Origin of the sequence: Quyinboa mangrovi, from assembly GCF_042219825.1 — a bacterium.
Classification (GTDB): Bacteria; Bacteroidota; Bacteroidia; order Bacteroidales; family UBA5342; genus JBHJHP01.
In genome coordinates this window covers 76231-102152 of record NZ_JBHJHQ010000004.1, presented here as the reverse complement: position 1 = coordinate 102152, position 25922 = coordinate 76231, and the positions used below count along the sequence as shown (strand labels likewise).

The following is a 25922-nucleotide window of genomic DNA, read 5'->3' as shown; positions in this document are numbered from 1 at the left end:
GAGGATAACAGGTATTATCCTCTCTTAATAAACCTAAACCTTAACCTATGAAAAAATTACCTTAGAAAGTCATCCAAATTTAAGAATAACATCCGATAAAGTCAACGATGCAATCGTTTTCAGAAACTGTTAGAAAACATGTATTTTATACACTCATTCTGTAGCCATATTTCAGAACCCACCTTTTATTCGTATTTTAGTGCCGCAAAAACCTAATGTATAAGGAACAATGAGCAGTAAATATAAACGTGTCCTGCTAAAACTCAGTGGGGAATCATTAATGGGTGATCAGAAGTATGGTATCGACCCGGACCATCTTAACAGCTATGCGAATCAGATCAAAGAAATTTACGACCTTGGTGTTCAGGTTGGTATTGTGATTGGTGGCGGTAATATCTTTCGCGGACTGAGCGGTTCTGCCAAAGGTTTTGACCGAGTAAAAGGTGATCAGATGGGAATGCTGGCAACAGTCATCAACAGTCTGGCGCTGAATTCTGCATTACAGGCCATAGGTGTTCCCTCAAAAGTTCTGACTGCCATACGCATGGAACCTGTTGGCGAATTCTACTCAAAGGACAAAGCCATCGAATACCTCAACAATGGATATGTTTCCATATATTCAGCCGGAACAGGAAATCCGTATTTTACTACGGATACCGGATCATCGCTGAGAGGAATAGAAATTGAAGCAGATGTAATGCTTAAAGGAACCCGTGTGGACGGAGTTTACACGGCTGATCCCGAAAAAGACCCCAATGCCGTAAAATACGATTCCATCTCTTATGATGAAATTTATAACAAGGGACTTAAGGTGATGGATCTGACGGCTACAACCATGTGTAAGGAGAACAATTTGCCCATAGTGGTTTTTAATATGGACACACCAGGAAACCTGCACAAAGTCATTATGGGAGAAAATATCGGGACCTACGTTCATCCCTGAATATTCTGAATTTTTATTATTTTTGTTTAAACAAAAAAATTATCGCCATGAACGACGATGTAGAATTAATTATTGCGGAAGCTGAAGAAAGCATGGAAAATGCTGTAAAGCATCTGGATCAGGAACTGGTTCATATTCGTGCCGGAAAAGCCGATACCAGGCTGGTAGATTCAGTCATGGTAGAATACTACGGTGTAATGACACCGCTGAGTCAGGTTTCCAATATTTCCACCCCCGATGCCAAGACCATTGCCATTCAGCCCTGGGAAAAAAGTCTGATTAACGACATTGAAAAAGCCATTATGGTGGCCAATCTCGGATTTAACCCGGATAATAACGGTGAAATGATCCGTATCGGCATTCCTCCGTTGACTGAAGAAAGACGCCGTGATTTGGTAAAGCAGGTGAAACATGTTGGTGAGGAAGCCAAAATCAGTATTCGTAATTCAAGACGTGATGCCAACGACCATTTGAAAAAACTGGTTAAAGACGGCCTTTCTGAAGATATTGAAAAAGACTCGGAAGCTCAGGTTCAAAAACTGACAGATAAATTCTCTAAAGAGGTTGATGCCCTGGTTGAAAAGAAAGAAAAAGAAGTTTTAACAGTATAATAAAAAAGCGGCAATTGCCGCTTTTTTGTTTAGTCCACGATCAAATCTTAATATCCTTTGTTAGTGCAGATATTCATCTGCACCAGGTTAAAATACAACTTCTACATATAGTTCGGAGTAGGCCAGAGCCATACGCCGAACGCTAGAGATAAATATCCGCGCCAACTTAGGTTTTATTTAACCATTTAGTGTGACGCTATACCAAATCCTTAATGGCACAGATATTTATCTGTAACTTTTTAAAAATTTTATTACGATCAAGATCATAGCTTAATATCCAGAAGGATAATGAGTGCCAAAAGTATAATGCTTATGATGCCAGGCGCACCATATAGAATCAATCCTTTTTTAAGGACGAGTTTTTTAAGTTGTAAGCGGTTTTTAAGAATAAGAACTTCGAGAAACGGAACGGCTGCAACAAAAGCATAACCATAATACGTAGTTGGTTGATAAAGATCTTCAGCGCCATTCCGGATCACATCAAAAAAGATATAATTCATAAACACTGATATGGAGACAAACAGAATGGCCACAATCAGTGCTGCCTTGTACAACAGTTCTCCCGGGAATCTTCTTAAGGCATGGAAACTGCCCCACGTCCAGATAAACGTTCCTGATGTGAGCATCAGTATCATTCCCAAATGCGGACTAAAACTCCAGGGAAACCACAGGATCAGGTTCGACATCCAGTACAACGAAAATGCTTCCCACTGCACCATCTGCACCCAGCGTAAATATTGTTTGTCTAATTCTTCCAAAACCAACGGTGAATTGCATATAGAACTCTGCTGCGATCGATTATGTTCAGGATAAGGTATAATTATCAACGCCAGCCAATCTTAGAAAACACAGATATAGAATTAATAAACAGAAGAATGAACGCCGTAGCGAAATGCTCTATGCAAACAAGGGATTTAGTTATTCAAATATCCTTTTTAATATTATTTTATTGTGCTTAATCTTATTCTTATTCAGGAAAATAATTTTTTCATCCATCATATTAAAAGGTGGAAAAAAACTGCTATCTATGGGATTTTGATAACTCCTTGTATTCTTACAGTTTAATAACAATTCATTATCTGATACAATTTTCCAATTTCCTTTGCAAACAGAATGTAATTCTGCTTCTACCTTTTCGTACACAAATGTATTATCCGGATTAATCTTTAAAGTAGCGGAGTATAATCCTTTTTGATGATAATTGTATTCACCTACAGGACTCAACTCCTTGATATTTATTTTTAACATTGAACATCTCCCAAACATGGTCAATGATAAAATAACAATCGTTGAAATTATTTTTCTACTCATCTGGTATTATATTAATTAGAACGATCCATTTCTAACACTCACTGGAATTTGCTTCAAATCTACTACTTGATTTAAAAGTGTATCCGGATGTCCACTAACACTCCCATTTGGATATGCTTCTTTTAAAGTAATTATAGGGGATGCTTTATTTACAGGTACAAGACCTACATGGTCTAAATCCAAACACTTTATCTCTAAAAACTACAATTATTGCACCATATCCCAATGTTAGGCGTAGATTTCAGCTACATCACTCATACCCAAAAATAATAATTCAATTACATTTATCAAACAGGCTCAAAGGATATATAAATATTCGCGCCGAACAAAATATTTACTTCTGGTCTGCATAACGCCACCACAAAACAGTTCCGGTAATTCCCAGCGCAAAGGTTAGGATCAAAATAACATAGCTTGTATTAACCAGCGCCATCCCCTGAGCCGGATCAGACACGGTAAATACACCCGGAATGGCCCACGGGAAATACGGTCCGAAGCCTGCCATTGCCAGAAACTGAGACAGAATAAGTACCAGAATGACGAAGGCTATAGGTAAAATGATGCCTCTTCCGGCAACAGCAATAAATGCCACCGGATTTGAGACTACTGATACATTTCCACAGGATAACGATGAGAAGTACCTTCTTTTACTGATGGAACATCTTGAAATATAATAACTTGTACTCCAAATGCGGCATGATCTTTCACTAACCATATGTCGAAACCTTCACCTGAGCATTAGATGCAATTACACCACCATATTCCGGATTGTCATCTTGAGTTGTAACTCCTATACTATCATCTGTAACTATAGGCTAATCTCCAAATGTAACTCTGAAACTAAAATCCTAACAAAACGCCGAATACACAGAAGCTATTATCTAAATACAAAATAATTAATTAATCACTCATTAGAAAGTTGTCACTTTGCCACGTAAAAATCATTATAAACATAAAAGTTTTGTAATAACGTTGAATCCGTATTCAAAATCTCAACAACTCCAATCAAAAAGTGATGTCCGACATCGATATTTTTTAAAGGGATTAAAACAGAATCTAAAACATTCAGTTTAGAATTTATTTTATACTTACCCAAAGAATCTATACAAAAAGAATCTATCTCCGAAAAATGTACGTTAATTATAGAATTCTTAAACATCTTTCGCCCCATAATCTTAACGGTTAAAGCACTATTTAATGATAAGCTGTCTGGAGTTACTAAATTAATATAGTCACTTATTGAATCAACTATGTTATTATGATTATCAATAAAATATGCCCCAATCGAATATATTTCATGTTTCGTATTGGAACTACTATATTGATATACATAAGTTTTAAGGCTTTCATTTACAATTTCGATAACTGAATCTTTCTTTGTATTAGAAATATCCTTTAGAACAAAAAATAAAACATCATCCTTATCTATGGGAATATTTAAATCATATGCAAGCTCCCTGTCATTATAAAATAGAATTCGCTGTACCAATTCTCCCTTTAGGTAGTATTTAGCAATACCATAGAGTTTTTTGTTCTTATACGGAAAAAAAATTGTGGTATCACTTTGATTATAAACTTCAGTATAACAAAATTCTCCATTCTTATAATAGGTATTATAAATACTATCACCTGTTATTGAGTCTAACACAAAGGAAGAATAAAGTTCATCATCAACATAATTTACTTGACTAACTATTTCCCCTACACTATCTATTTCTTGGATTAAATACGGAGATTTATCAAACAGTTTTTTATAAGAGTACGTTGTCGTACGAGATTTTGAATTAAACTCAATACTTTTATGAGTACAGCCAAAATTAATTACTATGAAGAATATATATAAAACAATATTATTTTTCATCCTGTGCAAATAATATAAGTTTAAATTTATTTCTCAAAGTTCCTTATTAAGTGTGAAGAATCATCCCGGTTCTTAGTCAGTTAATACAACAGCTTGATCATTATTCCCTTCCTTAAAAGTCACTAATCCAAATTCAATAGGATGTCCACTTTGTGTTGTTGAATTATCAGCAGTAAATTTAAAGACTTTTTGAGCAGCCTGTACATCATCTATTTGAAAACCATTACTGTTAGAATTATTCGGATTCCTTACTGGTTGGGTAAATGTCCCATATGTTAGGCGTAGCTTTCAGCTACGTCACTCATACCCAAAAATAATAATTCAATTACATTTATCAAACAGGCTCAAAGGATATATAAATATTCGCGCCGAACAAAATATTTACTTCTGGTCTGCATAACGCCACCACAAAACAGTTCCGGTAATTCCCAGCGCAAAGGTTAGGATCAAAATAACATAGCTTGTATTAACCAGCGCCATCCCCTGAGCCGGATCAGACACGGTAAATACACCCGGAATGGCCCACGGGAAATACGGTCCGAAGCCTGCCATTGCCAGAAACTGAGACAGAATAAGTACCAGAATGACGAAGGCTATAGGTAAAATGATGCCTCTTCCGGCAACAGCAATAAATGCCACCGGTGTTGTGACTATTAAGGTCAACAATGCGGTAATTGTAAATTTTATAAGTGCTGAATTAAATAGATGTGCCGACCATCCCGGCAGATTCATCCATTGTCCGATTAAAATGGATGCCGCAAAGAACACGATAATCAGCAACAGGTTCCATAGCATGGCAACCAGAAACTTCGACATCACAACCAATGCCCTGTTGACCGGCATCACCATGACATCGGTTATTGTTTTTTCCGTGAACTCCCTGCCAAACACCCATGAAATCACAAAACCGAAACCGATCAGGCCTATGGCCGCCACGGACTGGTTTAAAATATCAAAATACCCCTGCCACGAATTATCCTCAAAGAATTTAGCCTTGGCACCTACAATTCCCATTTTGGCAATAATCTCAGGATGCTGACTCAGGTACATCATAAAACCCATCATGCATGGAATGAAAATGAAAAAACAGATGGTGATCCAAAATAAATTGGCATGTCGGAGTTTCAACCATTCTGTAATAAAAACTGCTTTAAACTGTTTCATTGCGGACCTCCTTTTGCATTAATGGTTCTTAGAAAATAAGATTCCAGGTTCTCCTCTTCCACTTTTAACAAAGATGGTGGCAACCCCTCATTTACCAGCAATACAGCAATATCAGATGGTGATTTCAGGGCGCCTTGATCTTCTATTTTTATACTTTCATCAGCAACCTTACACTTTTGAATGCCGCTATTTTTCAGAATTTTTACCGCAAGCGCATTATCTGCCGTCTGAACCTTCATATATTTTTCGCACAACCGGTTCAGTTCAGATGTTTTGAATTCACTGATCAGCCTTGCTTCGTGAATAATTCCTATCCGCTTAGCCATTAAAGAAATTTCGCCCAGGATATGACTTGAAATAAAGATGGTTACACCACGATCCGCTGCCAGAGTCTTCAGCATTTCCCGAATATCATGAATACCTTCCGGGTCCAGCCCGTTGACCGGTTCATCCAGGATCAGTATTTCCGGTTGATGAATCAGTGCCTTTGCCAGTCCCAAACGCTGCGCATTGCCTAAAGAAAGATTCTTAACTTTCCGGTTGGCATATTTTTCCAGTTCCAGTAATTTCAATATAGTATCTACTGCCTTTCTGTCTTTTATGAATCGCAGTCTTCTAATAATCTCCAGATTCTCTCTGACCGAAAGATTCGGATACGCATGTGGCATCTCCACCAGACTGCCGGTTAACCTTAAACCTTCGGCATACCCGGGATGCATTCTTTGGCCTTTTAAATACACGCTTCCCGAAGAAGGACTAATTAATCCCAGCAGCATTCGGATCGTAGTTGTTTTTCCAGCCCCGTTTAAACCAAGAAAGCCGTAAATCTCTCCCTTTTTTATATCCAGATCCAATTCTGATACAGCTACCACATCTTTATAATGTTTTGCAAGAGAAGCGGTTTGAATTATACTTTCCATACCTGTATATTTATACCGAACGTTCGGTCTGTTATCTTATAAAATTTTTTACGCTTTCATATTTTCATACACCGCATTAAATGCCTCTTCTAAAGCTTTAGAATAACTTTCAAATTTATTGCTGTTAATAAATCTGATGAAAACCCCGTCAGTAAGGTACAGGAAGGTATCCGCTACCTGTTGAGATGACGTTTCCGATTTAATCTCACCACTTTCCTTAGCCTTATCAATTACCGGGACCCACGCCGCCATACTTTTCTCATACTGCTCGGACTCCATTTTAAGAAATTCAGGAAATTTCTTAACGGCTTCGAACATAATCATCATAAAGTTCAGGTTTACATCATCATTTTCATTGCTTCCGGTAAATTCATATATCTTTTTAAACGATACATCAATATTCCGGATATAGCTTTTTAAAAAACCAAGCAGAGAATTTTGATCAAATGCGTTATAATCAACTGATCCAAAATTAAAAAACATGGATACAATCTCCTTATACAGATCATCCTTGCTTTTAAAATAATGATAAAAGGCACCTTTAGACAATCCTGTTTTCTGTACAATCTCATTCATTGTCACATCTTTAAAGCTTTTCTGAAGGAAAAGTATCAATGATGTTTTAAGAATGTATGTCCTGGTGTCCTGCATAAACCGACCGTTTGGTTTGTCAAAAATATGACTATTATTCTCAATTATCAAAACATAAACCAAAAATATTCATACTTAAATATCTTCAGCCTCTATTTGCGTATTCACCAACTAACATACAACCTAAATGTAATGGGTTAAATGTATGGAATACACCTTAAAAACATGTCCAAGAACTACTTTTCATATTTCATATTAACCACTTGTTTTTCATAAATTTATTACACTAACATTTCGGGATAGTAACAAAACAGATTAAGTATGAAAACTACTCTACGTAAAATTATTATTTTCAGTATGTCTGTTATGCTTCTTGCGGGTTGTTCCCAGAAAAAAGATGTGGTAATAGGCATTAGTTTAGGACCTAACCAGGAACGGTGGCAAAAAGACCTGGATCTGATGACTGAACGATTGGATTATGCAGGTGCCAAAGTACTGGTTAAAGAAGCTCAGAATGACGAAACTGTGCAGGCAGAACAAATTGAGGACTTATTAAAAAGTAATATCGATGTGCTCATTATTGCACCTGTAAACAGTGAAACCTGTGGTGTAATTGTTAATGAAGCCAAGCAACAGTATCCGGATCTTAAAGTTATTGCCTACGACAGGATCATCAAGAACTGCGATCTCGACTTTTATGTTTCCTTCGACAACATCAAGGTTGGTGAACTTCAGGCGGATTATTTAACCCGGATCAAACCAACCGGGAAGTATGCCATACTAGGCGGATCACCAAATGACAACAACTCCCAGTTACTTAAACTGGGACAAATGAATATTCTTCAACCTCTGATCACAAAAGGTGACATTACGGTAGTTCTGGATAAATTTGTGGCCGACTGGAATGCAGACAATGCCTACGAAATCATCAACAACTACCTGAATCAGGGAAAAGAACTAAATGCCATCGTTGCTTCGAGTGATGAAATCGCAAATGGTGCATCACGCGCATTGGAAGAACATAATCTGTGTAAAACAGTGCTCTTGTCAGGACAGGATGCACAGGCAGATGCCTGCAAACGAATTGCAGAAGGAAAACAAACCATGACAGTTTACAAATACATTGAATCGTTGGCAAATTCCACTGCCAATATAGCCATGTTAATGGCAAAAGATGAACCGGTACCAAATTCTTATGTCACCATGAATAACGGGGCAACCATGGTGCCGGCATTGTTACTTCCATCGATGATCCAGGTGCATAAGGGAAACATCAGAATGACTGTGATTGCGGATGGATACCTTGACCGAAAAGAAGTCTTTGGCGATGAAGAATAATATTTGCTTTACTTAACAGCAATTCTCTTATTAATACAGCTTAGTTATTTTAGCCTTCCTGATGTATTCAGGAGGGCTTTTTATTTATTAATCAACAGGTTATTAGTGAACCAATTCAATATATCAATGTTTTAAAAAAAACAATAATTATATATGAACGGATCATACTTATTTCGCCATCTTTTTTTATTTACAGGGATATTTCCACTTTTATCATGCTTTTCCGATATAAAGGCGGTAAAAAAAGCTGAAGATAATTATAACAATTACTGTATGGGCTGCCATGGTCCAGCTAAAGAAAAATTTGTTAATAAAGAATGGATCTACGGGAAAGAACATGAAGAAGTGTTTTATTCTGTAAAATATGGACGCGAGGAAATGGGCATGCCTTCGTTTGAAGCTGCATTTTCAGATGATGAAATAGATGCCATGGTTAATTACCTTCTTGAAAAAAATAACGATAATGATAAAATCCTAACCTCAGATAAAATGATCATCAGTTCAGAGGTTCAGAATTTTTACGTTGATACCGTTATTTCAGGTCTTAGTGTAGTATGGGGAATGACATGGTTACCTGATGGTAATATGTTAATAACGGAACGATCAGGAACGTTGTACCGTTTTGCCAATAATGAGTTGATCACAATTGAAGGCCTTCCACCTGTATTTGTATTTGGACAGGGTGGTTTGCTGGATATTGAACTTCACCCTAATTATGAAAATACCGGCTGGATTTATATCACATATTCCAAACCGGCTATAAATCCTGATAAAGATGGAGGGAACACGGCACTAATAAGAGCTAAACTGGACGGCAATAAGCTTACAAACATTGAAGAACTGTATGCAGGACATCCTGCTACGCGAAGGGGGCAACATTTCGGCAGCCGAATTGAATTTGATAGAAATGGCTATCTCTATTTTACGATAGGTGAAAGAGGCCACAAGGAAAATGCTCAACTACTTGGGAATTCAAATGGTAAGTTGCACAGGATAAATGATGATGGTTCTGTTCCAATTGATAATCCGTTTTATAATGTTGAAGGTGCGGATAAGACCATATATAATTTCGGGCATCGCAACCAACAGGGACTGGCAATGCACCCTGAAAGTGGCGAAATATGGTCGCATGAACATGGTCCACGGGGTGGTGATGAGATTAATATTGAGAAAAGGGGTGCAAATTACGGCTGGCCTGAAATAACCTTTGGAATAAACTACAATGGTACAATTATTACAGAAGATACTGCAAAAGCTGGTATGGAACAACCTGTAATTTATTATGATCCATCAATTGCCCCTAGCGGAATGGATTTTGTGGAAGGGACTAACTACCCTAACTGGAAAGGAAATATTCTAATCGGTTCTTTGCGCTTCAGACATCTGGTTCGGGTTGTGCTTAATAACGATAAAGTGATTCATCAGGAGAAATTGATTGAAGACATTGGACGCGTCAGAGATGTTAAAATGGGACCAGACAATCTGATTTATGTTTCGGTAGAAGGAATAGGAGTTCTTAGACTTGTACCAGTAGACTGATATAATGAAAGTTTTACTCTCGCTGTTAAGCTTTTTTCCATTTATCATAAGTGCACAGATTAGTGGTCTGGTCATTGATGAAGATACACAACAACCGCTGGAAGGTGCAATTGTAAGTTCCGGTTCACAGCATGCTGCCACAAACCAGGACGGTTATTTTACCTTAAGCAATTCCACTGATACACTGAAAATAAGTCTTATTGGTTATCAGGATAAGATTGTAGCTATACGGAATAATGCTTCTAACCTGGTTATATCGTTATCTGCTGAACCTGCTTTCCTGCCTGAAGTCAGGATAAGTATCACACCTTTTAATGATCCGCTTAAACAAAGTTCCGGCAGCAACTTTATGATCCCGGTTAGTACCATTGAAAAACAGTCGGACTTATCATCGGTCAGTCTGCTTAATCAGGTGCCGGGAATTTATGTGCAGCAGGGAACTTTAAATACCAACAGGATCACGATTCGTGGCATCGGTTCCAGAACGCCTTACGCCACAAACCGGATCAAAGCTTATTTCGGTGATATCCCGCTTACAAACGGTGATGGTGTTTCTGTTATCGAAGATATGGATCTGAGTGGTATTAGCAGAATAGAAATACTGAAAGGGCCTTCATCGGCAATCTACGGTTCCGGTCTGGGGGGAGTCATCCGGATTCTGCCTGAGAATAACAGATACAACGGTCTTACCCTGCAATCATCAGCCGCGTCCTTTAACACCTTTCGGCACAGTGCAACAGCAGGCTATTCCAAAGGTGCTTTTAATACAATGGTTAATTACAGTAACCTCACCTCTGGCGGTTTTAGAGAGAATAATAAGTACAGACGACACAATATTTTTCTGAATTCAAATTTCCACAGCGGCAAAACGCATCTTTTGCTGCATATGATTTACACTAAACTCAATGCACAGATTCCAAGTTCCCTTTCGTATGAAGATTACAAAAACCATCCTGAAACAGCGGCTTCAAACTGGCTGGCAGTAAAAGGTTACGAAAAGTACCATAAACTTCTTGGCGGGATATCAGCAACAACGAATATACGTAAGAACTGGACAAATAAAGCCAGTGCATATGGCGGCACTTTTAATCAGTATGAATCACGTCCGTTTGATATTTTAAGTGATAAATCTGTATTCTGGGGATTCAGGGAGCGTCTCATCTATGAAAATAATAAGTTTAAAGCGTTGCTTGGCACAGAATATTATGGAGAAAAATATGGCTACAACCTCTTTTTTACGAATGAAGGAGAACGAAACGGACTAAAAAATTCAAATAACGAAGTCAGGCAATACATTAATTTCTTCTCCTATGCTTCGTATGATATTTTATCAGATTTAAAAGCTGATGCCGGATTGAATCTGAATATTCTGAATTACAGTTTGACAGACAATTACGTTCAGGACAACATGGATGTCAGTGGAAATTATACGTATAAACCAATTTTATCTCCCAAAATAGGATGGACATATACCGCATCTGAAGATATTTCATTCTATCTCTCTGCAGGGCACGGATTTTCACATCCTTCTCTGGAAGAAACATTGCTCCCTGAAGGAACGGTTAATCCAAATCTTAAACCGGAACAGGGCTACAATATAGAAGCCGGTCTGCGCATGAATTTATTTCGCGGTTTAACTTATGCAGAGCTTACCGTGTATAAAATGTATATGAATAATCTGTTAGTGATCAAACGTGAAACCGAGGATGTGTTTTATGCCGTGAATGCGGGTAAAACGGAACATCAGGGAATAGAACTTTTGCTTCATCAGAAGATAGTGGATCAGAAAGATGGTTTTGGCATAAGTTATACCGGTAGTTTATCTTTATCCGATCATTACTTTACAAGTTTTACCGATGACAATGTGGATTATTCGGGATATAAATTACCGGGGATTCCCGGATTTACTTCTGATAATAAACTTAAAATTTCATACAAGCAGCGTTTGACCCTAAGCTCAAACTGGTTCATATCAGGGACACAATATCTTAACGACAGTAACTCAGGAAAAGCTGCCGGATTTTCGCTAATAAATGCCCAAATATCCTGTTTGCTCTACCAGCAAATAAGTCTGAAAATTAGTATATTTGGACACGTAAACAACATATTAGATACCCGTTTTGCATCTATGATACTGGTGAATGCACCATCGTTTAATGGCAGTGAACCACGTTATTATTATCCTGGTGAACCCAGAAATATGCAGGCAGGTATTCGTTTAACATTTTAGATTTATGTTCGAAAAATACAAAGTCGGCCTGGTATTGGGAGGCGGTGGTGCCAGAGGGATCGCCCATCTGGGTGTTGCAAAAGCCATGTATGAACTCGGTTTGAAACCGGATGTTATTTCCGGGGTCAGTGCGGGCTCAATAGCCGGGTCCTTTTTAGCTGCCGGTCTTGATCCGGAACATGTGTATGAACTTATAAAAAAATGGGGATTCCTGAAATACTCAAAAATTGTAGTTCCTAAAACAGGGCTGTTTAAGCTGACCGGGCTGGCTGAATTGTTACAAAAAGAGATCAGTCAGGAAAACATTGAGGATCTTCCGATCGATTTCTGGATAGCCGTATCGAACATAACTGATGGTAAAGTTGAGTATTTCAATTCCGGTTCCATTTATAAACTGGTGATGGCATCATCCAGTATCCCGATAATTTTTGAACCGGTGAAAATGAATGGTACGATGTATGTGGATGGCGGCTTATATGACAATCTCCCGGTAGAACCCATAAAAGACGATTGCAAAAGAATTATTGCGGTCAACCTTGAACCTCATATTAATAAACAAAAAATAGAAAACCTGTTCCAGGTTGCCGTCCGGACATTTCATTTAAGCGTGGAATCGAACACGCGGGAAAGTAAAAAAGCCTGTGACGTAATCATTGAACCGAGCGAACTGAACCAGTACGACATATTACAGATCAAGGAACCGGACAAACTTTTCAACCTGGGTTATCGGGCTGGCATTGAAAAACTTAAAGACCTTAAAATTCCAATCCTATAATTTTTGTAGCATTTTTTAGATTATTTAAGTATCTGATAATGAATAAACATTTACCTTTGTATCACGTTTTAAGTGTATGCGATTAATACTGAACATAACAGTAAGTTTAATTCTTATGGTAGCCACAACTGGCGTTACCATATCAAAACACTATTGCCACAACCATTTGGTTGATGTTTCAGTAAACCATCATGCAGATAAATGTTGTGATACAGGATGTAACTCATGCAAGGATGAAGTTGCATCATATAAGGTTACCGATACCTTTATGGGTGCAGATGTATTAGCTTCACTTCCTGTAACAGTTATTCAACTTTATCTGAACGCTGTTATCGATATAACTGAAGCTACAACAGGCGTTGAAAATCAACATTTTACAGAACTTAGCACCGGACCACCACCGGTAACAACAATATCCAGGCTTTCCAAAATACAAACTTTCCTAATTTGATTTACCAAATTGTTTTTCAGTGTTTTATAAACTGATCCAAGAACAATAACTGGTAAATTATGCTTAATAAAATCATCCGTTTTTTTCTCGAAAACAAACTGGTTACATTTTTAATACTGGTTGTTTTCATCAGTTGGGGAATCATTAATTCTCCCTTCGGCTGGGAAACAGGTATTCTTCCCTCCGATCCGGTTCCTGTAGATGCCATCCCTGATATTGGCGAGAACCAGCAAATAGTATATACCGAATGGCCGGGCCGGTCACCACAGGATATAGAAGATCAGATCTCCTATCCGCTGACAACGGCTTTACTTGGTATTCCGGGAGTCAAAACCATTCGAAGTAATTCCATTTTCGGATTGTCCAGTATATACATCATTTTTGATGATGACGTGGATTTTTACTGGAGTCGCACACGTATTCTGGAAAAACTGAACTCCTTACCGGCAGGCACACTTCCTCAGGATGTATCGCCGGCACTGGGACCGGATGCCACTGCATTGGGCCAGGTTTTCTGGTACACGCTCGAAGGCCGGGATAAAGATGGAAATCCTGCTGGAGGATGGGATCCACAGGAACTCCGGACCATCCAGGACTTTTATGTGCGCTACGGACTTACTTCAGCCAAAGGAGTTTCCGAAGTGGCATCCATAGGAGGCTTTGTAAAAGAATACCAGGTGGATATTGACCCGAATGCCATGAAAGCTTATGGCGTTAATGTGGCCCAGATTATGGCTGCAGTAAAAAACAGCAACCTCGATATCGGTGCAAGAACCATAGAATATAACCGGGTAGAATATCTGGTGAGGGTATTGGGTTATATAAAAAACATCAAGGATCTTGAAGAGAGCGTGGTCACCACAAGGGATAACGTCCCTGTTCGTTTAAAAGATGTTGCCAAAGTCAATTACGGACCTGCAACCCGTCGCGGGGGACTTGACAAGGGTGGAGCCGAAGCTGTTGGCGGTGTTGTGGTTGCAAGGTATGGCGCCAATCCTATGAAAACCATTGAAAACCTGAAAGCCAAAATTGCAGAAATAGCACCGGGCTTACCATCCAAAACGCTTGCAGACGGGACCGTTTCAAAAGTAACCATTGTTCCTTTTTACGACCGTACCGGTCTGATTAAAGAAACGTTGGGAACCTTGGAGGAAGCACTCTCACTGGAAATTCTGATCAGCATCCTGGTTGTTATTGTCCTGGTGTTAAACCTTCGCGCATCGTTTCTGATCTCCAGCCTCCTGCCCATTGGTGTTCTGATGACCTTCGTCGTTATGCGACGGTTTGGTGTAGATGCCAATATTGTGGCGTTGTCAGGTATTGCTATTGCCATTGGTGTTATGGTGGATGTTGGCGTGGTGTTCACTGAAAATATCATCCGGCATCTGGACATGCCGGAGAATAAGGGTGCTAAAGGACGAAAGCTGTTTACTGTGGTTTACGACGCTACCGTGGAAGTTGCCGGAGCCGTAATCACAGCACTTGCCACAACTGTGGTCAGCTTTTTACCTGTTTTTGCCATGCAGGCTGCCGAAGGAAAACTATTCCGTCCACTGGCTTTTACCAAAACATTTGCCATGTTATCGGCGCTGTTTATCGGCGTTGTTTTTATCCCGATGCTGGCGAATCTGATCTTCTCCATTCGCTTCGATAAAAAGAAGATAAGATTTATCTTTAATATCATACTGGCCGTAGCCGGTCTGCTGCTTGCTGTTTTCACCGGGAACCTGGTTGCTTTGGTTCTTCTGGCCGTTGGCATCAACAACCTGTATGAAAACCGTTGGCCCGAAAATAAACGGAAGTATGTGAATCTCATCAATGTGGTTCTGACCCTGTTTGTAGTCATCTTTTACCTTACACAGATCTGGATGCCCTTGGGTGCTCAGACCAGCTTTTTTGTCAACTATGTGTTTGCAATTGTACTGGTTGGAATGATCCTTGGGACCCTTATGTCCATCGTACATTTTTATCCTGTGATCCTGAAATGGTGCCTGAGTCATAAATGGCAGTTTCTTTCTGTTCCGGTCATCGTGGTACTGTTCGGGATAGTAGTCTGGCAGGGACTTGGAAAAGTATTCGGATTTATGCCGAATGCCATCAAAGATACTTCAGTGTGGCAGGCTGCAGAAAAAACATTTCCCGGTGTAGGAAAGGAATTCATGCCAACACTGGACGAAGGTTCCTTCCTGCTGATGCCAACCACTATGCCCCACTCGGGCATAGAAGAAAATCTGGATGTTATTGCCCTGCTGGATAAACGGATCAACGCAATACCGGAAGTTGAGAATGTTGTCGGGAAATGGGGCCGTGTCAATTCAGCACTCGATCCGGCACCGACATCCATGTACGAAAATGTTATCAATTACAAACCGGAATACATCCTGAACGAAAACGGACACCGGATGCGGTTCAAAACGGATAAGGATGACGCCTTTCTGTTAAAGGATGGTTCAACCTACAAACCGGACAGGGACGGATATCGTACTATTGATCAGTCTCAGTTAATTGAAGATAAGCACGGCGAATATTTCCGGCAGTGGAGAGATAACATTAAAACACCTGACGATATCTGGAACGAGATCATCAAAAAGGCCACCATTCCGGGATTGACATCTGCACCAAAGCTACAGCCCATTCAAACACGACTGGTTATGTTACAAACAGGCATGCGGGCGCCAATGGGGATTAAGGTTTTTGGTCCCAATCTGGAAACCATTGAGAAAACAGGTTTGGAACTGGAACACGCGTTAAAAGAAGTAGATGGGGTTGAACCCATGTCAGTATTTGCAGATCGTGTGGTTGGAAAGCCTTACCTGGAAATGGAGATTAACCGGGACGCCGTTGCCCGTTACGGACTGAGCATACAACAGCTTCAGAACGTTTTGAGCGGAGCCGTTGGAGGAATGAAACTCTCCTCAACCGTTGAAGGCCGTGAGCGCTATGCCATACGAATGCGCTATGCCCGTGAATTCAGGGACAATCCTGAAGATCTGAAAAAAATATTAATCCCCACACCGACGGGCGCCCAGATTCCTTTGGGTCAGCTGGTAACTATAAAATATGTGCGTGGCCCACAAATGATAAAAAGTGAAAATACATTTTTGGTCGGCTATGTCATTTTTGATAAAAAACCCGGATATGCCGAAGTGGATGTGGTGGAAAATGCACAAAAATATCTCAACAACCAGATTGCAAAAGGTTCATTGAAGATACCTGCCGGAGTCAATTATGTGTTTACGGGTAATTACGAAAACCAGATCAGGGCAACGAAACGTCTGATGATTGTTGTCCCTGTTTCCCTGGTCATCATTTTCCTGATCCTGTTCTTCCAGTTTCGTTCTGTTACTGTTTCATTAATGACATTCTCAGGAATTCTTGTCGCATTTTCAGGCGGTTTTATGATGATCTGGCTTTACGGTCAGCCCTGGTTCATGAATTTCAGTATTGCAGGAACCAATATCCATGAACTGTTCCAGATGGGAACCATAAATCTGAGTGTGGCTGTTTGGGTAGGTTTCATTGCCCTGTTCGGTGTGGCAACAGATGATGGTGTTATCGTTGGCACCTACCTGAAGCAGGTCTTTGAAAAAAACAGCCCTTCCAGCGTACAGCAGGTCAGAAAATCCGTTCTGGAAGCCGGATCCAAACGCGTACGCCCTGCAATGATGACGGCAGCAACCACCATTATTGCTTTGATTCCGGTACTGACTTCAACCGGTAAAGGATCTGATATCATGGTTCCGATGGCTATCCCGCTTTTCGGAGGTATGATCATTCAGGTTATGACCATGTTCGTGGTGCCTGTTTTTTACAGCATGTGGCAGGAAAAAAAGGTAAAGAAAGAAATGAAAACACTTAAAATAAAAGATAATGAAGAAGCATAAGATCATTTTAGGAATCCTTTTCCTGATGCTTTCTTCAGGAATATGGGCGCAGGAAGCATTGAACAACTACCTGCAGAAAGCCGCGGAAAATAATCCGGAACTAAAGATGAAGTTCAACGCTTACATGGCTGCACTTGAAGTGGCGCCCCAGGTAAAAGCATTACCCGATCCTCAGGTGGCATTCGGTTACTTTATTCAACCGGTTGAAACGCGTTTGGGACCCCAACGGCTCAAACTTTCTGCATCCCAGATGTTTCCCTGGTTTGGATCACTGGCCAATAAAGAAAATGCAGCCCTTCAAAATGCGAAATCAAAGTATGAAGGTTTTAAAGAAGCCAAATCCGGATTATTCAACGATGTACGCAATACCTATTACAATCTCTATCTGAACCGGAAAGCGATCGATATCACAAAAGAGAATATCGGTATTCTGGAAACGTTTCGTAAACTGGCCACAGTAAAAGTGGAAGCAGGACTCGTGTCCTCACTTGATGAATACCGGATCACCATTGAAATTAATGATCTGGAAAATCAACTGGCCTTGCTGAATGACAAACAGAAGGTGTTGGAAACCACTTTCTACAAACTGTTGAATGATGATGGCACGTTTCTTATAGATTTGCCGGATTCAATCTGGACCAACGATTTTAAGTTGAACCGGGAAGCAGCGCTGGATTCTGTCTTGTCCCGCAATCATCAGCTATCTGTGATAAGTTACGAACAGAATGCACTGGATTACCGTAAAAATATTGCTTCTGATATGGGTAAACCTTCATTTAAGGTCGGACTGGATTATACCATCATCGGTAAAGGGGAAAATAATCTTGCAGGAACCGATGCTTTCATGTTTCCTACCATTGGTGTTACAATTCCGCTTTACCGGAATAAATACAAGGCGATGATAAAAGAGGCCAACTATCTTGAATCAGCCAAACAGAATGAGAAGATCAAAAAGGAGAATCAGCTTTCCGTACTTTTTGAAAACGGCTGGAAGGACTACCAGGATGCATCGCGAAGGATACAGCTTTACAATACACAATTGGATCTGGCAAGAAAATCGTTATCCCTGCTGGAAACGGATTACGCTACCGGCAACCGGAACTTTGAAGAGATTCTTCGCATGGAACGCAAGGTTCTGACATATAATCTTGAACTGGAAAAGGCCAAAACAGACAAACAGGCCTCCATATCATTTTTCAACTATTTAATGGGCAATTAAATCATGAAACAGATAATAAAAAATATTAAAGAGAATTATAAACTGGTGTTGGGAACACTAATTGTCGGACTGATACTGGGATGGTTATTTTTTCACAATCATCATCATCAGGCAACAACACAAAATTTTACCGAATTACATGAGGGACATTCCCATGCGGAAGAAACAACCATATGGACCTGTTCCATGCACCCACAGGTGCGGAGTGACAAACCCGGGAAATGTCCTATTTGTGGTATGGATCTGATTCCCTTAAGTTCTTTGCAGGCAGATGAGACTATTAATCCAAATGAAATCAGTATGACCGAATCTGCGGCAAAACTGGCCGATGTTCAAACCATGACTGTCACAAAAGGCACACCACAAAAGACCATTTATCTCCAGGGGAAAGTACAGGTTGACGAACGCAATATTGCAGAGCTGACAGCACGCTATGGCGGGCGCATCGAAAAGCTATTTATCAACTTTACCGGGCAGAACGTAAAAAAAGGTGAAAAACTGGCATCAATCTATTCACCGGAACTGATTGCGGCTCAGCGCGAACTTCTGGAGGCAATTACATTTAAAGATACCCGACCGGCCATTTATAATGCTGCCAAATCGAAATTAAAACTTTGGGATCTTAGCAACGAGCAGATTAAAGCCATTGAGGAAAAGGGTGAGCCTCAGGTCTATTTTAATGTCCTCTCTCCTATTTCCGGCACGGTAATGATGCGTCATGTGGCACTGGGTGATTATATAAAAGAAGGAAGTCCACTTTTCCGCATTGCAGATCTCTCTCATCTCTGGGTTGTTTTTGATGCTTATGAAAGTGATCTGCCCTGGATAAAAGACGGTGATGAAGTGAGTTTTACGGTGCAGGCCATTCCGGGTAAAACCTACACAGGGAAAGTAAATTATATTGATCCGTTTATCAGTAGTTCGACCCGCGTGGCAAAAGTCAGGGTCAATGTGGATAATAAAAATAATGTCTTGAAGCCGGAAATGTTTGTTAACGGCACTGTTGAATCAGAAATAGCTGCCAGTAGCAACGATCTGCTGATACCTAAAACAGCCGTATTATGGACAGGCAAACGGTCCGTTGTTTACGTCAAAGTTCCTGACAGGGAAAACCCGACGTTTATTTACCGGCAGATTGATCTGGGGCCGGAGGCCGGAAACTTTTATGTGGTAGCAGGTGGTCTGACCGAAGGTGAGGAAATTGCAGTGAATGGTGTATTCAAAATTGATGCAGCAGCTCAGCTTCAGGGTGCAACAAGCATGATGAACCCTGATGGCGGCGATTCGGGAGCAGGAAGTATGCCCGGGATGGACATGGGAGGAAGTAAGAAAAAAAGTGAAACTCTCTCCAGTAATAATAATAAAATCCAACCTGATAATATTAACCCGGATTTTAAATCACAGCTTACCGACGTTTACCAGGCATACCTGAAAATGAAAGATGCCTTTGTGGCGTCAGATCCGGCAGCAGTCAGTAAAGATGCATCTGATGTTCAGAATGCAATGAGTAAGGTAAACATGGAACTGCTGAAAGGGGAAAGTCATATGGTGTGGATGAAGCAGTTAAATGTGTTGAAAGAGAAACTATCGGATATGATAAAATCCAATGACATTGAAAAACAACGGACTGCATTTGTTGGCTTTAATGAAACATTCTATAAAACTGTTAAAACATTTGGTTTAAAGGATGTTACAACATATTATCAGTTTTGTCCAATGGCTAATAATGATAAAGGCGCCTTTTGGTTCAGCAATACGGAAGATATCCGTAATCCGTATTTTGGTGAAGATATGCTGACCTGCGGAGCTACTGAAGAAGTTTTAAAATAAAAAATACCATGAAGATCTACATTAAAAATATGGTTTGTAACCGATGCATCATGGCTGTTTCCGGTATCTTTTCAGATGCCGGGTACAGCAATGCAAAGGTAGATATGGGCAAGGTATCTGTTGATTCTGAAATATCCGATGCTGAGATGCAAAAAATTGAAAAAGCATTGAACGATACTGGTTTTGAACTGATCAGCGATGCACGAAGCCGTTTGATAGAACAAATTAAAAAACTGACAATAGAATATGTATACGATGGACAGGGAGACAAAACACAAAATTTTTCTGACTACTTAACGGATAAGCTTAACCTGGATTATAATTATTTGAGTTCGCTTTTCTCTTCTGTAGAAGGTACAACCATTGAGAAACATCTGATTAGTCTGAAAATTGAAAGAGTAAAAGAGTTATTGGTTTACGATGAAAAAACACTGAGTGAAATTGCTTTTGAACTGGGATACAGCAGCGTGGCTCATCTTTCGGGTCAGTTTAAAAAAGTCACAGGGTTTACACCTTCGTATTTTAAAAATCTTGGTGACCAAAAACGCCAGTCCATTGATAATATATGAACAGGTAATGTAATACCTGCATTTAAACTTTTTTACACTAAATAAGGTGAAATAAATAAGCATTTCGACATCTGTAATGTTATTGATAATGAAGATATTGAATATTAAAACAAACTAAAATGATACTTAAAACAATTATATTATCAGTTGTGGTCATGGCTGTTTTATTGTTGATCTTCAGCATCAAACTGTTTTTCAAAAAGGATGCCGAAATCAATATCCGGTCATGTTCTATGGATGACAACGGAAACTGTGATAAGTGCCAGATAACAGACGCTACAGAATGTGCGGAAGAAAAACAGGAAACCTGAAAATGATATAACACAAACTAAAAATAGTGTAACGTTTCCGGGCTTAAACGAGCGTAACTTTATGGTAACTAAAACGGAGGTTAAAATGTACGGTTTTAATGGAATGCACTGGGGAATGGGATACGGATGGATGGCAGGAATCATCCTGATGTTTGTCCTTGCATGGATCATATTCCGGGTCATCGAACCGGAAATGTATCCCAATATCAAAAGAAGAAAATCGGCTTTGGACATCTTAAAAGAAAGATATGCCAAAGGTGAAATTGGAACCAGTGAATACGAGAAAAAATCAGAATTGATCAAAGATCAATCGAAGTAACAGAAACTTGGTATGTCAAAAAAAATACAGATGTACCAACCTTTTTAAAGTGTGAAAGCACAGTATAGTATATCGTATCAATACGATGTTTTAATATTTTTTTATCTTAAAAATTCAATGTCATGAAAACATTAATGATAATAATCTCAATGTTTGCCCTGATGACAATGAACATTTTTGGACAAACAAAGACGATCAACAACCTGCTTGAAATTAAAGAAAGCAGGCAGGAAGTATTTAATGCCATTCAGAATGATCACCAACTCATGTCAGAGTTTATGCAAAACATGCACGGCAATCAACATGCCTTGATGATGTGGAATAATGCGCAAATGAATGGAAACAATAGTAATGATCAGGCACAGGGACAGTATATGATGAACCGGACCCAAATGTTGAGTTTAATGCACAATAATCCACAAATGATGCAGGCGCTGATGAACAATATGGTCAATGTTAGTGCCACAGATACGGTTATGAGCCAGCACCTGGTTAACCAGATGATGCAACATCCTCAGATGATGTACATGATGAATCATCATGGGAACATGGGTTCTTATGGTCATGGTATGATGATGAATCAAAACCATCATGGGCAGATGAACTCTAATAACTGATATTTCTGTTAATATACGTAGAAATGAATTTTCTAAAACGAAAAATATAATATCATGTATGGTTATAATGGAATGAATTGGGGAATGGGATTTGGCTGGATTATCGGAATCGCATTGATGATACTGATAATCTGGATAATCTTCAGGACTGTGAACGGTAGTTCTGGTACCACAGTACACAGCAGCAAATCAGCCATGGATATCCTGAATGAGAGATATGCAAAAGGAGAGATCAACGACAAAGAGTACGAAGAAAAAGCTAAACGGATAAAACAAAGCTAAAATTTTCTGAATATGAAGAACACAGATATAAAGACATATTACTGCCCGATGAAATGTGAAGGTGAAAAAACATATGACGGTCCGGGCGACTGTCCTGTGTGCGGAATGCACCTCGTTCCCACAGGTTCTCAACATAACCAGCAGGGTCATTCACATTCACACCATCATCCACATTCAAATGACGGCAAACCTGGTGATGATATCTGGTATTGCCCCATGAAATGTGAAGGTGAGAAAACTTACGATAAACCGGGTAAATGTCCTGTCTGTGGAATGAACCTTGTAAAAAAAGGAGAAAAACAAGCAGGCATGAACGGGCATCAACATGCCTTTGTAATGGCTCCTCAAAAAACCGGCAAAACGTACTTCTGCCCGATGAAATGCGAAGGGGACAAAACATACGATGAACCCGGGAAGTGCCCTGTGTGCGGTATGAACCTGAAAGAAACAAATACAGAAACTTCGGGAAACGGTAAGCCATCATTTGCAATGATGCCAAAACAAGACGGCGATTTATGGTACTGCCCCATGAAATGTGAGGGTGAAAAAACTTACAATGAAAAAGGTAAATGTCCGGTCTGTGGAATGAATCTTGTTCCGGTTGGATCCAAACCTCATACGCATTCCGGCTCCCACACGCACCATGAACATCAACACCATAAGGATACAAAAGCCGGAGACCAGATGTATTACTGCCCTATGAAATGCGAAGGGGACAAAACATACGATGAACCAGGTGACTGCCCGGTTTGTGGCATGCATCTGATTCCGGTTGGTGAAAAAATGAAAATGCTGGAACATAAAGCGCATGTGCATAAAAAAGATAACGAAGGGAAATATTATTGCCCGATGCAGTGCGAAGGTGATAAAACATATGATGAACCAGGCGACTGTCTGATTTGTGGTATGCACCTGAATAAAATTGAATCGGCTTCAAAAGCATCGCAAACGGAAACAGTCTATACCTGTCCGATGCATCCGAAAGTGAAACAGGATCATCCCGGTTCGTGTCCCAAATGCGGAATGGATCTGGTACCTGAAAAACAGCAGAAAAAAAGCGACACAGAAAAGGCCTATCTTAAAATGGCAAAAAAATTCTGGGTTGCACTCGCCTTTACCGTTCCTGTGTTTATTATTGCCATGTCTGGGATGGTTAACTTTCTGAACCTTGAGAGTCTGGCCCCGAAGAAAGTCTGGTCCTGGATTGAGTTTGCGCTTTCAACGCCGGTAGTTTTTTATGCAGGATGGGACTTTTTCAAACGCGGCTACAGCTCGGTTCGCAGGCGATCCCCAAACATGTGGACACTTATTTCACTGGGTGTTGGAGCAGCTTATATTTTCAGCGTACTGGCACTGATCATTCCGGGTATTTTTCCTGATCAGTTTAAAGACAATCAGGGAAATGTTCACGTGTATTTTGAAGCATCTGCCATGATCCTGACACTGGTGTTAGTGGGCCAGGCAATGGAACTTAGGGCACATAACAAAACAAATTCTGCTATAAAAGCACTTCTGGATCTTGTGCCTCCCTTGGCTCATGTTTTGCGCAACAACCAGGAAGAGGATATTCCTCTGGAAGACGTTCAGGCTGGAGATACTCTGATTGTAAAACCCGGTGAAAAAGTTCCGGTTGATGGCACATTAATTAAAGGTGAAGCTACCATTGATGAAAGCATGATCACAGGAGAATCGATTCCGGTGGACAAATCGTTAGAAGATAAAGTTACCGGCGGAACCATAAACGGGAAAACCACTTTTCGTATGAAAGCCGAGAAAGTAGGATCAGATACATTACTTTCCCAGATCATTGACATGGTCAATCAGGCCAGTCGTACCAGGGCTCCTATTCAAAATATTGCAGATACAGTAGCTAAATATTTTGTACAGATTATTGTGTCTGTTGCATTAATCACATTTGCACTTTGGGCCATTTGGGGACCGGAACCTGCATATGTGTATGCATTTGTTAATGCCGTATCGGTATTAATCATTGCCTGTCCCTGTGCCTTAGGTCTGGCCACACCAATGTCCGTTATGGTGGGAACCGGACGAGGCGCCCAATCCGGCGTGCTGGTAAAAGAAGCCCGTGCCATTGAAGAAATGAATAAGGTTGATACACTTATTGTGGATAAAACAGGAACGTTAACCGAAGGAAAACCAAAACTTAAACGGTACAAATCGTTCGGTAAACTTAGTGATGAGGAAGTGCTACAACTGGCGGCGTCTATTGATGCCAACAGTGAGCATCCTTTGGCAGATGCCATAGTTAAAGGCGCCAAAGAGAAAAAGATTCGTCTTTTTGAAGTTGATAACTTTGAGTCTGTGTCAGGAAAAGGTGTTCATGCCGTATATAAAGGGAAGAAAACCGGACTCGGGAACCAACGCTTCCTGAAAGAATTTGGCGTCAGGCCGGATAAAACAGTTGCAGATACTGTTGAAAAATGGCAATCCGAAGGACAGACCGTCATGTTTCTTGTCACGGATCATACCGTTGAAGGCATCATTAGCGTTGCTGATTCCATTAAAGAATCTACAGCGAAAGCCATTAAGGCGCTGCACCATATGGGTGTAAAAATACACATGTTAACGGGAGATAATCAGTTTACGGCCAAAACGGTTGCCGAAGAACTTAATCTGGACAGTTATACTGCCGAATGCCTTCCTGAAGACAAATATAAAAAAGTGAAAGAACTGCAGGAACAGGGACGCATTGTAGCCATGGCCGGTGATGGCATTAACGATGCTCCTGCCCTGACCCAGGCCAACATAGGTATTGCCATGGGAACGGGTACAGATATTGCCATGCAAAGTGCAGAAATCACACTGGTTAAAGGCGATCTTAACGGCATTGTCAGGGCACGGGAACTGAGTCATAAGGTTATGCGGAACATTAAACAAAACCTGTTCTTTGCCTTTGTTTACAATGCACTCGGAGTGCCCATTGCAGCGGGGATCCTTTTCCCGTTCTTTGGCATTTTACTATCGCCGGTAATTGCAGCAACCGCCATGAGTTTCAGCTCTGTATCGGTAATATCAAATGCATTACGATTGAGAAAACAATGATTTATTAGACACAAGAACCAAGATAAAAAAAGTCTCACGTCTTATATCTTATGTCTTACATCTTATGTCTTATGTCTTATATCTTATATCTAAA

At 40.0% G+C, this 25922-nt stretch carries 23 protein-coding genes; 16 read left to right on the top strand and 7 right to left on the bottom strand.

From position 1 onward, the window contains the following. Window positions 1-229: 229 nt before the first annotated feature. Complete coding sequence (pyrH, locus tag ACE1ET_RS09240; RefSeq protein ID WP_375728107.1) at window positions 230-943, top strand: UMP kinase; 714 nt, start codon at window positions 230-232, stop codon at window positions 941-943. A 47-nt stretch (window positions 944-990) separates the two neighbouring features. After that, complete coding sequence (frr, locus tag ACE1ET_RS09235) at window positions 991-1554, top strand: ribosome recycling factor (RefSeq protein WP_375728106.1); 564 nt, start codon at window positions 991-993, stop codon at window positions 1552-1554. 263 nt (window positions 1555-1817) lie between these two features. Here the strand turns inward: frr and ACE1ET_RS09230 are convergent, their stop codons facing one another. The 7 genes from ACE1ET_RS09230 to ACE1ET_RS09200 form a co-directional block, all read right to left on the bottom strand. Continuing rightward, window positions 1818-2312, bottom strand: a complete 495-nt coding sequence (locus ACE1ET_RS09230; protein WP_375728105.1) for a hypothetical protein — start codon at window positions 2310-2312, stop codon at window positions 1818-1820. 160 nt (window positions 2313-2472) lie between these two features. Next, a complete protein-coding gene (locus ACE1ET_RS09225; RefSeq protein WP_375728104.1) occupies window positions 2473-2865 on the bottom strand; it encodes a hypothetical protein in 393 nt (130 codons plus the stop codon). Window positions 2866-3199: 334 nt separating this feature from the next. After that, the gene (locus ACE1ET_RS09220) at window positions 3200-3580 is read right to left on the bottom strand and encodes a hypothetical protein (RefSeq protein WP_375728103.1); all 381 of its coding nucleotides are present in this window, start codon (window positions 3578-3580) and stop codon (window positions 3200-3202) included. Between the two features lie 207 nt (window positions 3581-3787). Next, window positions 3788-4726 (bottom strand): hypothetical protein, encoded by a 939-nt coding sequence (locus ACE1ET_RS09215; RefSeq protein WP_375728102.1) that lies wholly within the window; start codon window positions 4724-4726, stop codon window positions 3788-3790. Window positions 4727-5107: 381 nt separating this feature from the next. Then, complete coding sequence (locus ACE1ET_RS09210) at window positions 5108-5890, bottom strand: ABC transporter permease (protein ID WP_375728101.1); 783 nt, start codon at window positions 5888-5890, stop codon at window positions 5108-5110. Next, complete coding sequence (locus ACE1ET_RS09205) at window positions 5887-6810, bottom strand: ABC transporter ATP-binding protein (RefSeq protein WP_375728100.1); 924 nt, start codon at window positions 6808-6810, stop codon at window positions 5887-5889. The genes ACE1ET_RS09210 and ACE1ET_RS09205 overlap by 4 nt, the downstream gene beginning before the upstream one ends. Window positions 6811-6858: 48 nt before the next feature. Further along, window positions 6859-7461, bottom strand: coding sequence for a TetR/AcrR family transcriptional regulator (locus tag ACE1ET_RS09200; RefSeq protein WP_375728099.1), 603 nt, complete (start codon window positions 7459-7461; stop codon window positions 6859-6861). 261 nt (window positions 7462-7722) lie between these two features. Here ACE1ET_RS09200 and ACE1ET_RS09195 point away from each other — a divergent pair, with 261 nt between their 5' ends. The 14 genes from ACE1ET_RS09195 to ACE1ET_RS09130 all read left to right on the top strand — a co-directional run bounded on the left by ACE1ET_RS09195 (window position 7723) and on the right by ACE1ET_RS09130 (window position 25828). Continuing rightward, entirely contained in the window at window positions 7723-8739 is a 1017-nt protein-coding gene (locus tag ACE1ET_RS09195) for a sugar ABC transporter substrate-binding protein (RefSeq protein ID WP_375728098.1), read from the top strand. 153 nt (window positions 8740-8892) lie between these two features. Further along, window positions 8893-10278 carry a PQQ-dependent sugar dehydrogenase gene (locus ACE1ET_RS09190; RefSeq protein WP_375728097.1) on the top strand — a complete coding sequence of 462 codons (1386 nt, stop codon included), beginning with the start codon at window positions 8893-8895 and terminating at the stop codon, window positions 10276-10278. 4 nt (window positions 10279-10282) lie between these two features. Next, window positions 10283-12508, top strand: coding sequence for a TonB-dependent receptor (locus ACE1ET_RS09185; protein ID WP_375728096.1), 2226 nt, complete (start codon window positions 10283-10285; stop codon window positions 12506-12508). A gap of 4 nt (window positions 12509-12512) precedes the next feature. Then, window positions 12513-13283 carry a patatin-like phospholipase family protein gene (locus tag ACE1ET_RS09180; RefSeq protein WP_375728095.1) on the top strand — a complete coding sequence of 257 codons (771 nt, stop codon included), beginning with the start codon at window positions 12513-12515 and terminating at the stop codon, window positions 13281-13283. A 76-nt stretch (window positions 13284-13359) separates the two neighbouring features. Then, window positions 13360-13734 carry an HYC_CC_PP family protein gene (locus ACE1ET_RS09175; RefSeq protein WP_375728094.1) on the top strand — a complete coding sequence of 125 codons (375 nt, stop codon included), beginning with the start codon at window positions 13360-13362 and terminating at the stop codon, window positions 13732-13734. Window positions 13735-13793: 59 nt separating this feature from the next. Continuing rightward, on the top strand, window positions 13794-17618 hold the full coding sequence (locus ACE1ET_RS09170; RefSeq protein ID WP_375728093.1) for an efflux RND transporter permease subunit: 3825 nt from the start codon (window positions 13794-13796) through the stop codon (window positions 17616-17618). Next, on the top strand, window positions 17605-18837 hold the full coding sequence (locus ACE1ET_RS09165) for a TolC family protein (protein WP_375728092.1): 1233 nt from the start codon (window positions 17605-17607) through the stop codon (window positions 18835-18837). Before ACE1ET_RS09170 ends, ACE1ET_RS09165 begins: the two co-directional genes overlap by 14 nt. Before the next feature lie 3 nt (window positions 18838-18840). Next, a complete protein-coding gene (locus tag ACE1ET_RS09160; RefSeq protein ID WP_375728091.1) occupies window positions 18841-20667 on the top strand; it encodes an efflux RND transporter periplasmic adaptor subunit in 1827 nt (608 codons plus the stop codon). 8 nt (window positions 20668-20675) lie between these two features. Then, window positions 20676-21236, top strand: a complete 561-nt coding sequence (locus ACE1ET_RS09155) for an AraC family transcriptional regulator (protein ID WP_375728090.1) — start codon at window positions 20676-20678, stop codon at window positions 21234-21236. A gap of 119 nt (window positions 21237-21355) precedes the next feature. Then, window positions 21356-21547: a hypothetical protein gene (locus ACE1ET_RS09150; RefSeq protein ID WP_375728089.1), complete on the top strand. Its 192-nt coding sequence runs from the start codon at window positions 21356-21358 to the stop codon at window positions 21545-21547. A 61-nt stretch (window positions 21548-21608) separates the two neighbouring features. Beyond that, complete coding sequence (locus ACE1ET_RS09145; RefSeq protein WP_375728088.1) at window positions 21609-21866, top strand: SHOCT domain-containing protein; 258 nt, start codon at window positions 21609-21611, stop codon at window positions 21864-21866. Between the two features lie 122 nt (window positions 21867-21988). Then, entirely contained in the window at window positions 21989-22483 is a 495-nt protein-coding gene (locus ACE1ET_RS09140) for a hypothetical protein (protein ID WP_375728087.1), read from the top strand. Window positions 22484-22537: 54 nt separating this feature from the next. Continuing rightward, window positions 22538-22765: an SHOCT domain-containing protein gene (locus ACE1ET_RS09135; protein WP_375728086.1), complete on the top strand. Its 228-nt coding sequence runs from the start codon at window positions 22538-22540 to the stop codon at window positions 22763-22765. Between the two features lie 12 nt (window positions 22766-22777). Next, window positions 22778-25828 (top strand): copper-transporting P-type ATPase, encoded by a 3051-nt coding sequence (locus ACE1ET_RS09130; protein ID WP_375728085.1) that lies wholly within the window; start codon window positions 22778-22780, stop codon window positions 25826-25828. The last annotated feature ends 94 nt before the right edge of the window (window positions 25829-25922 follow it).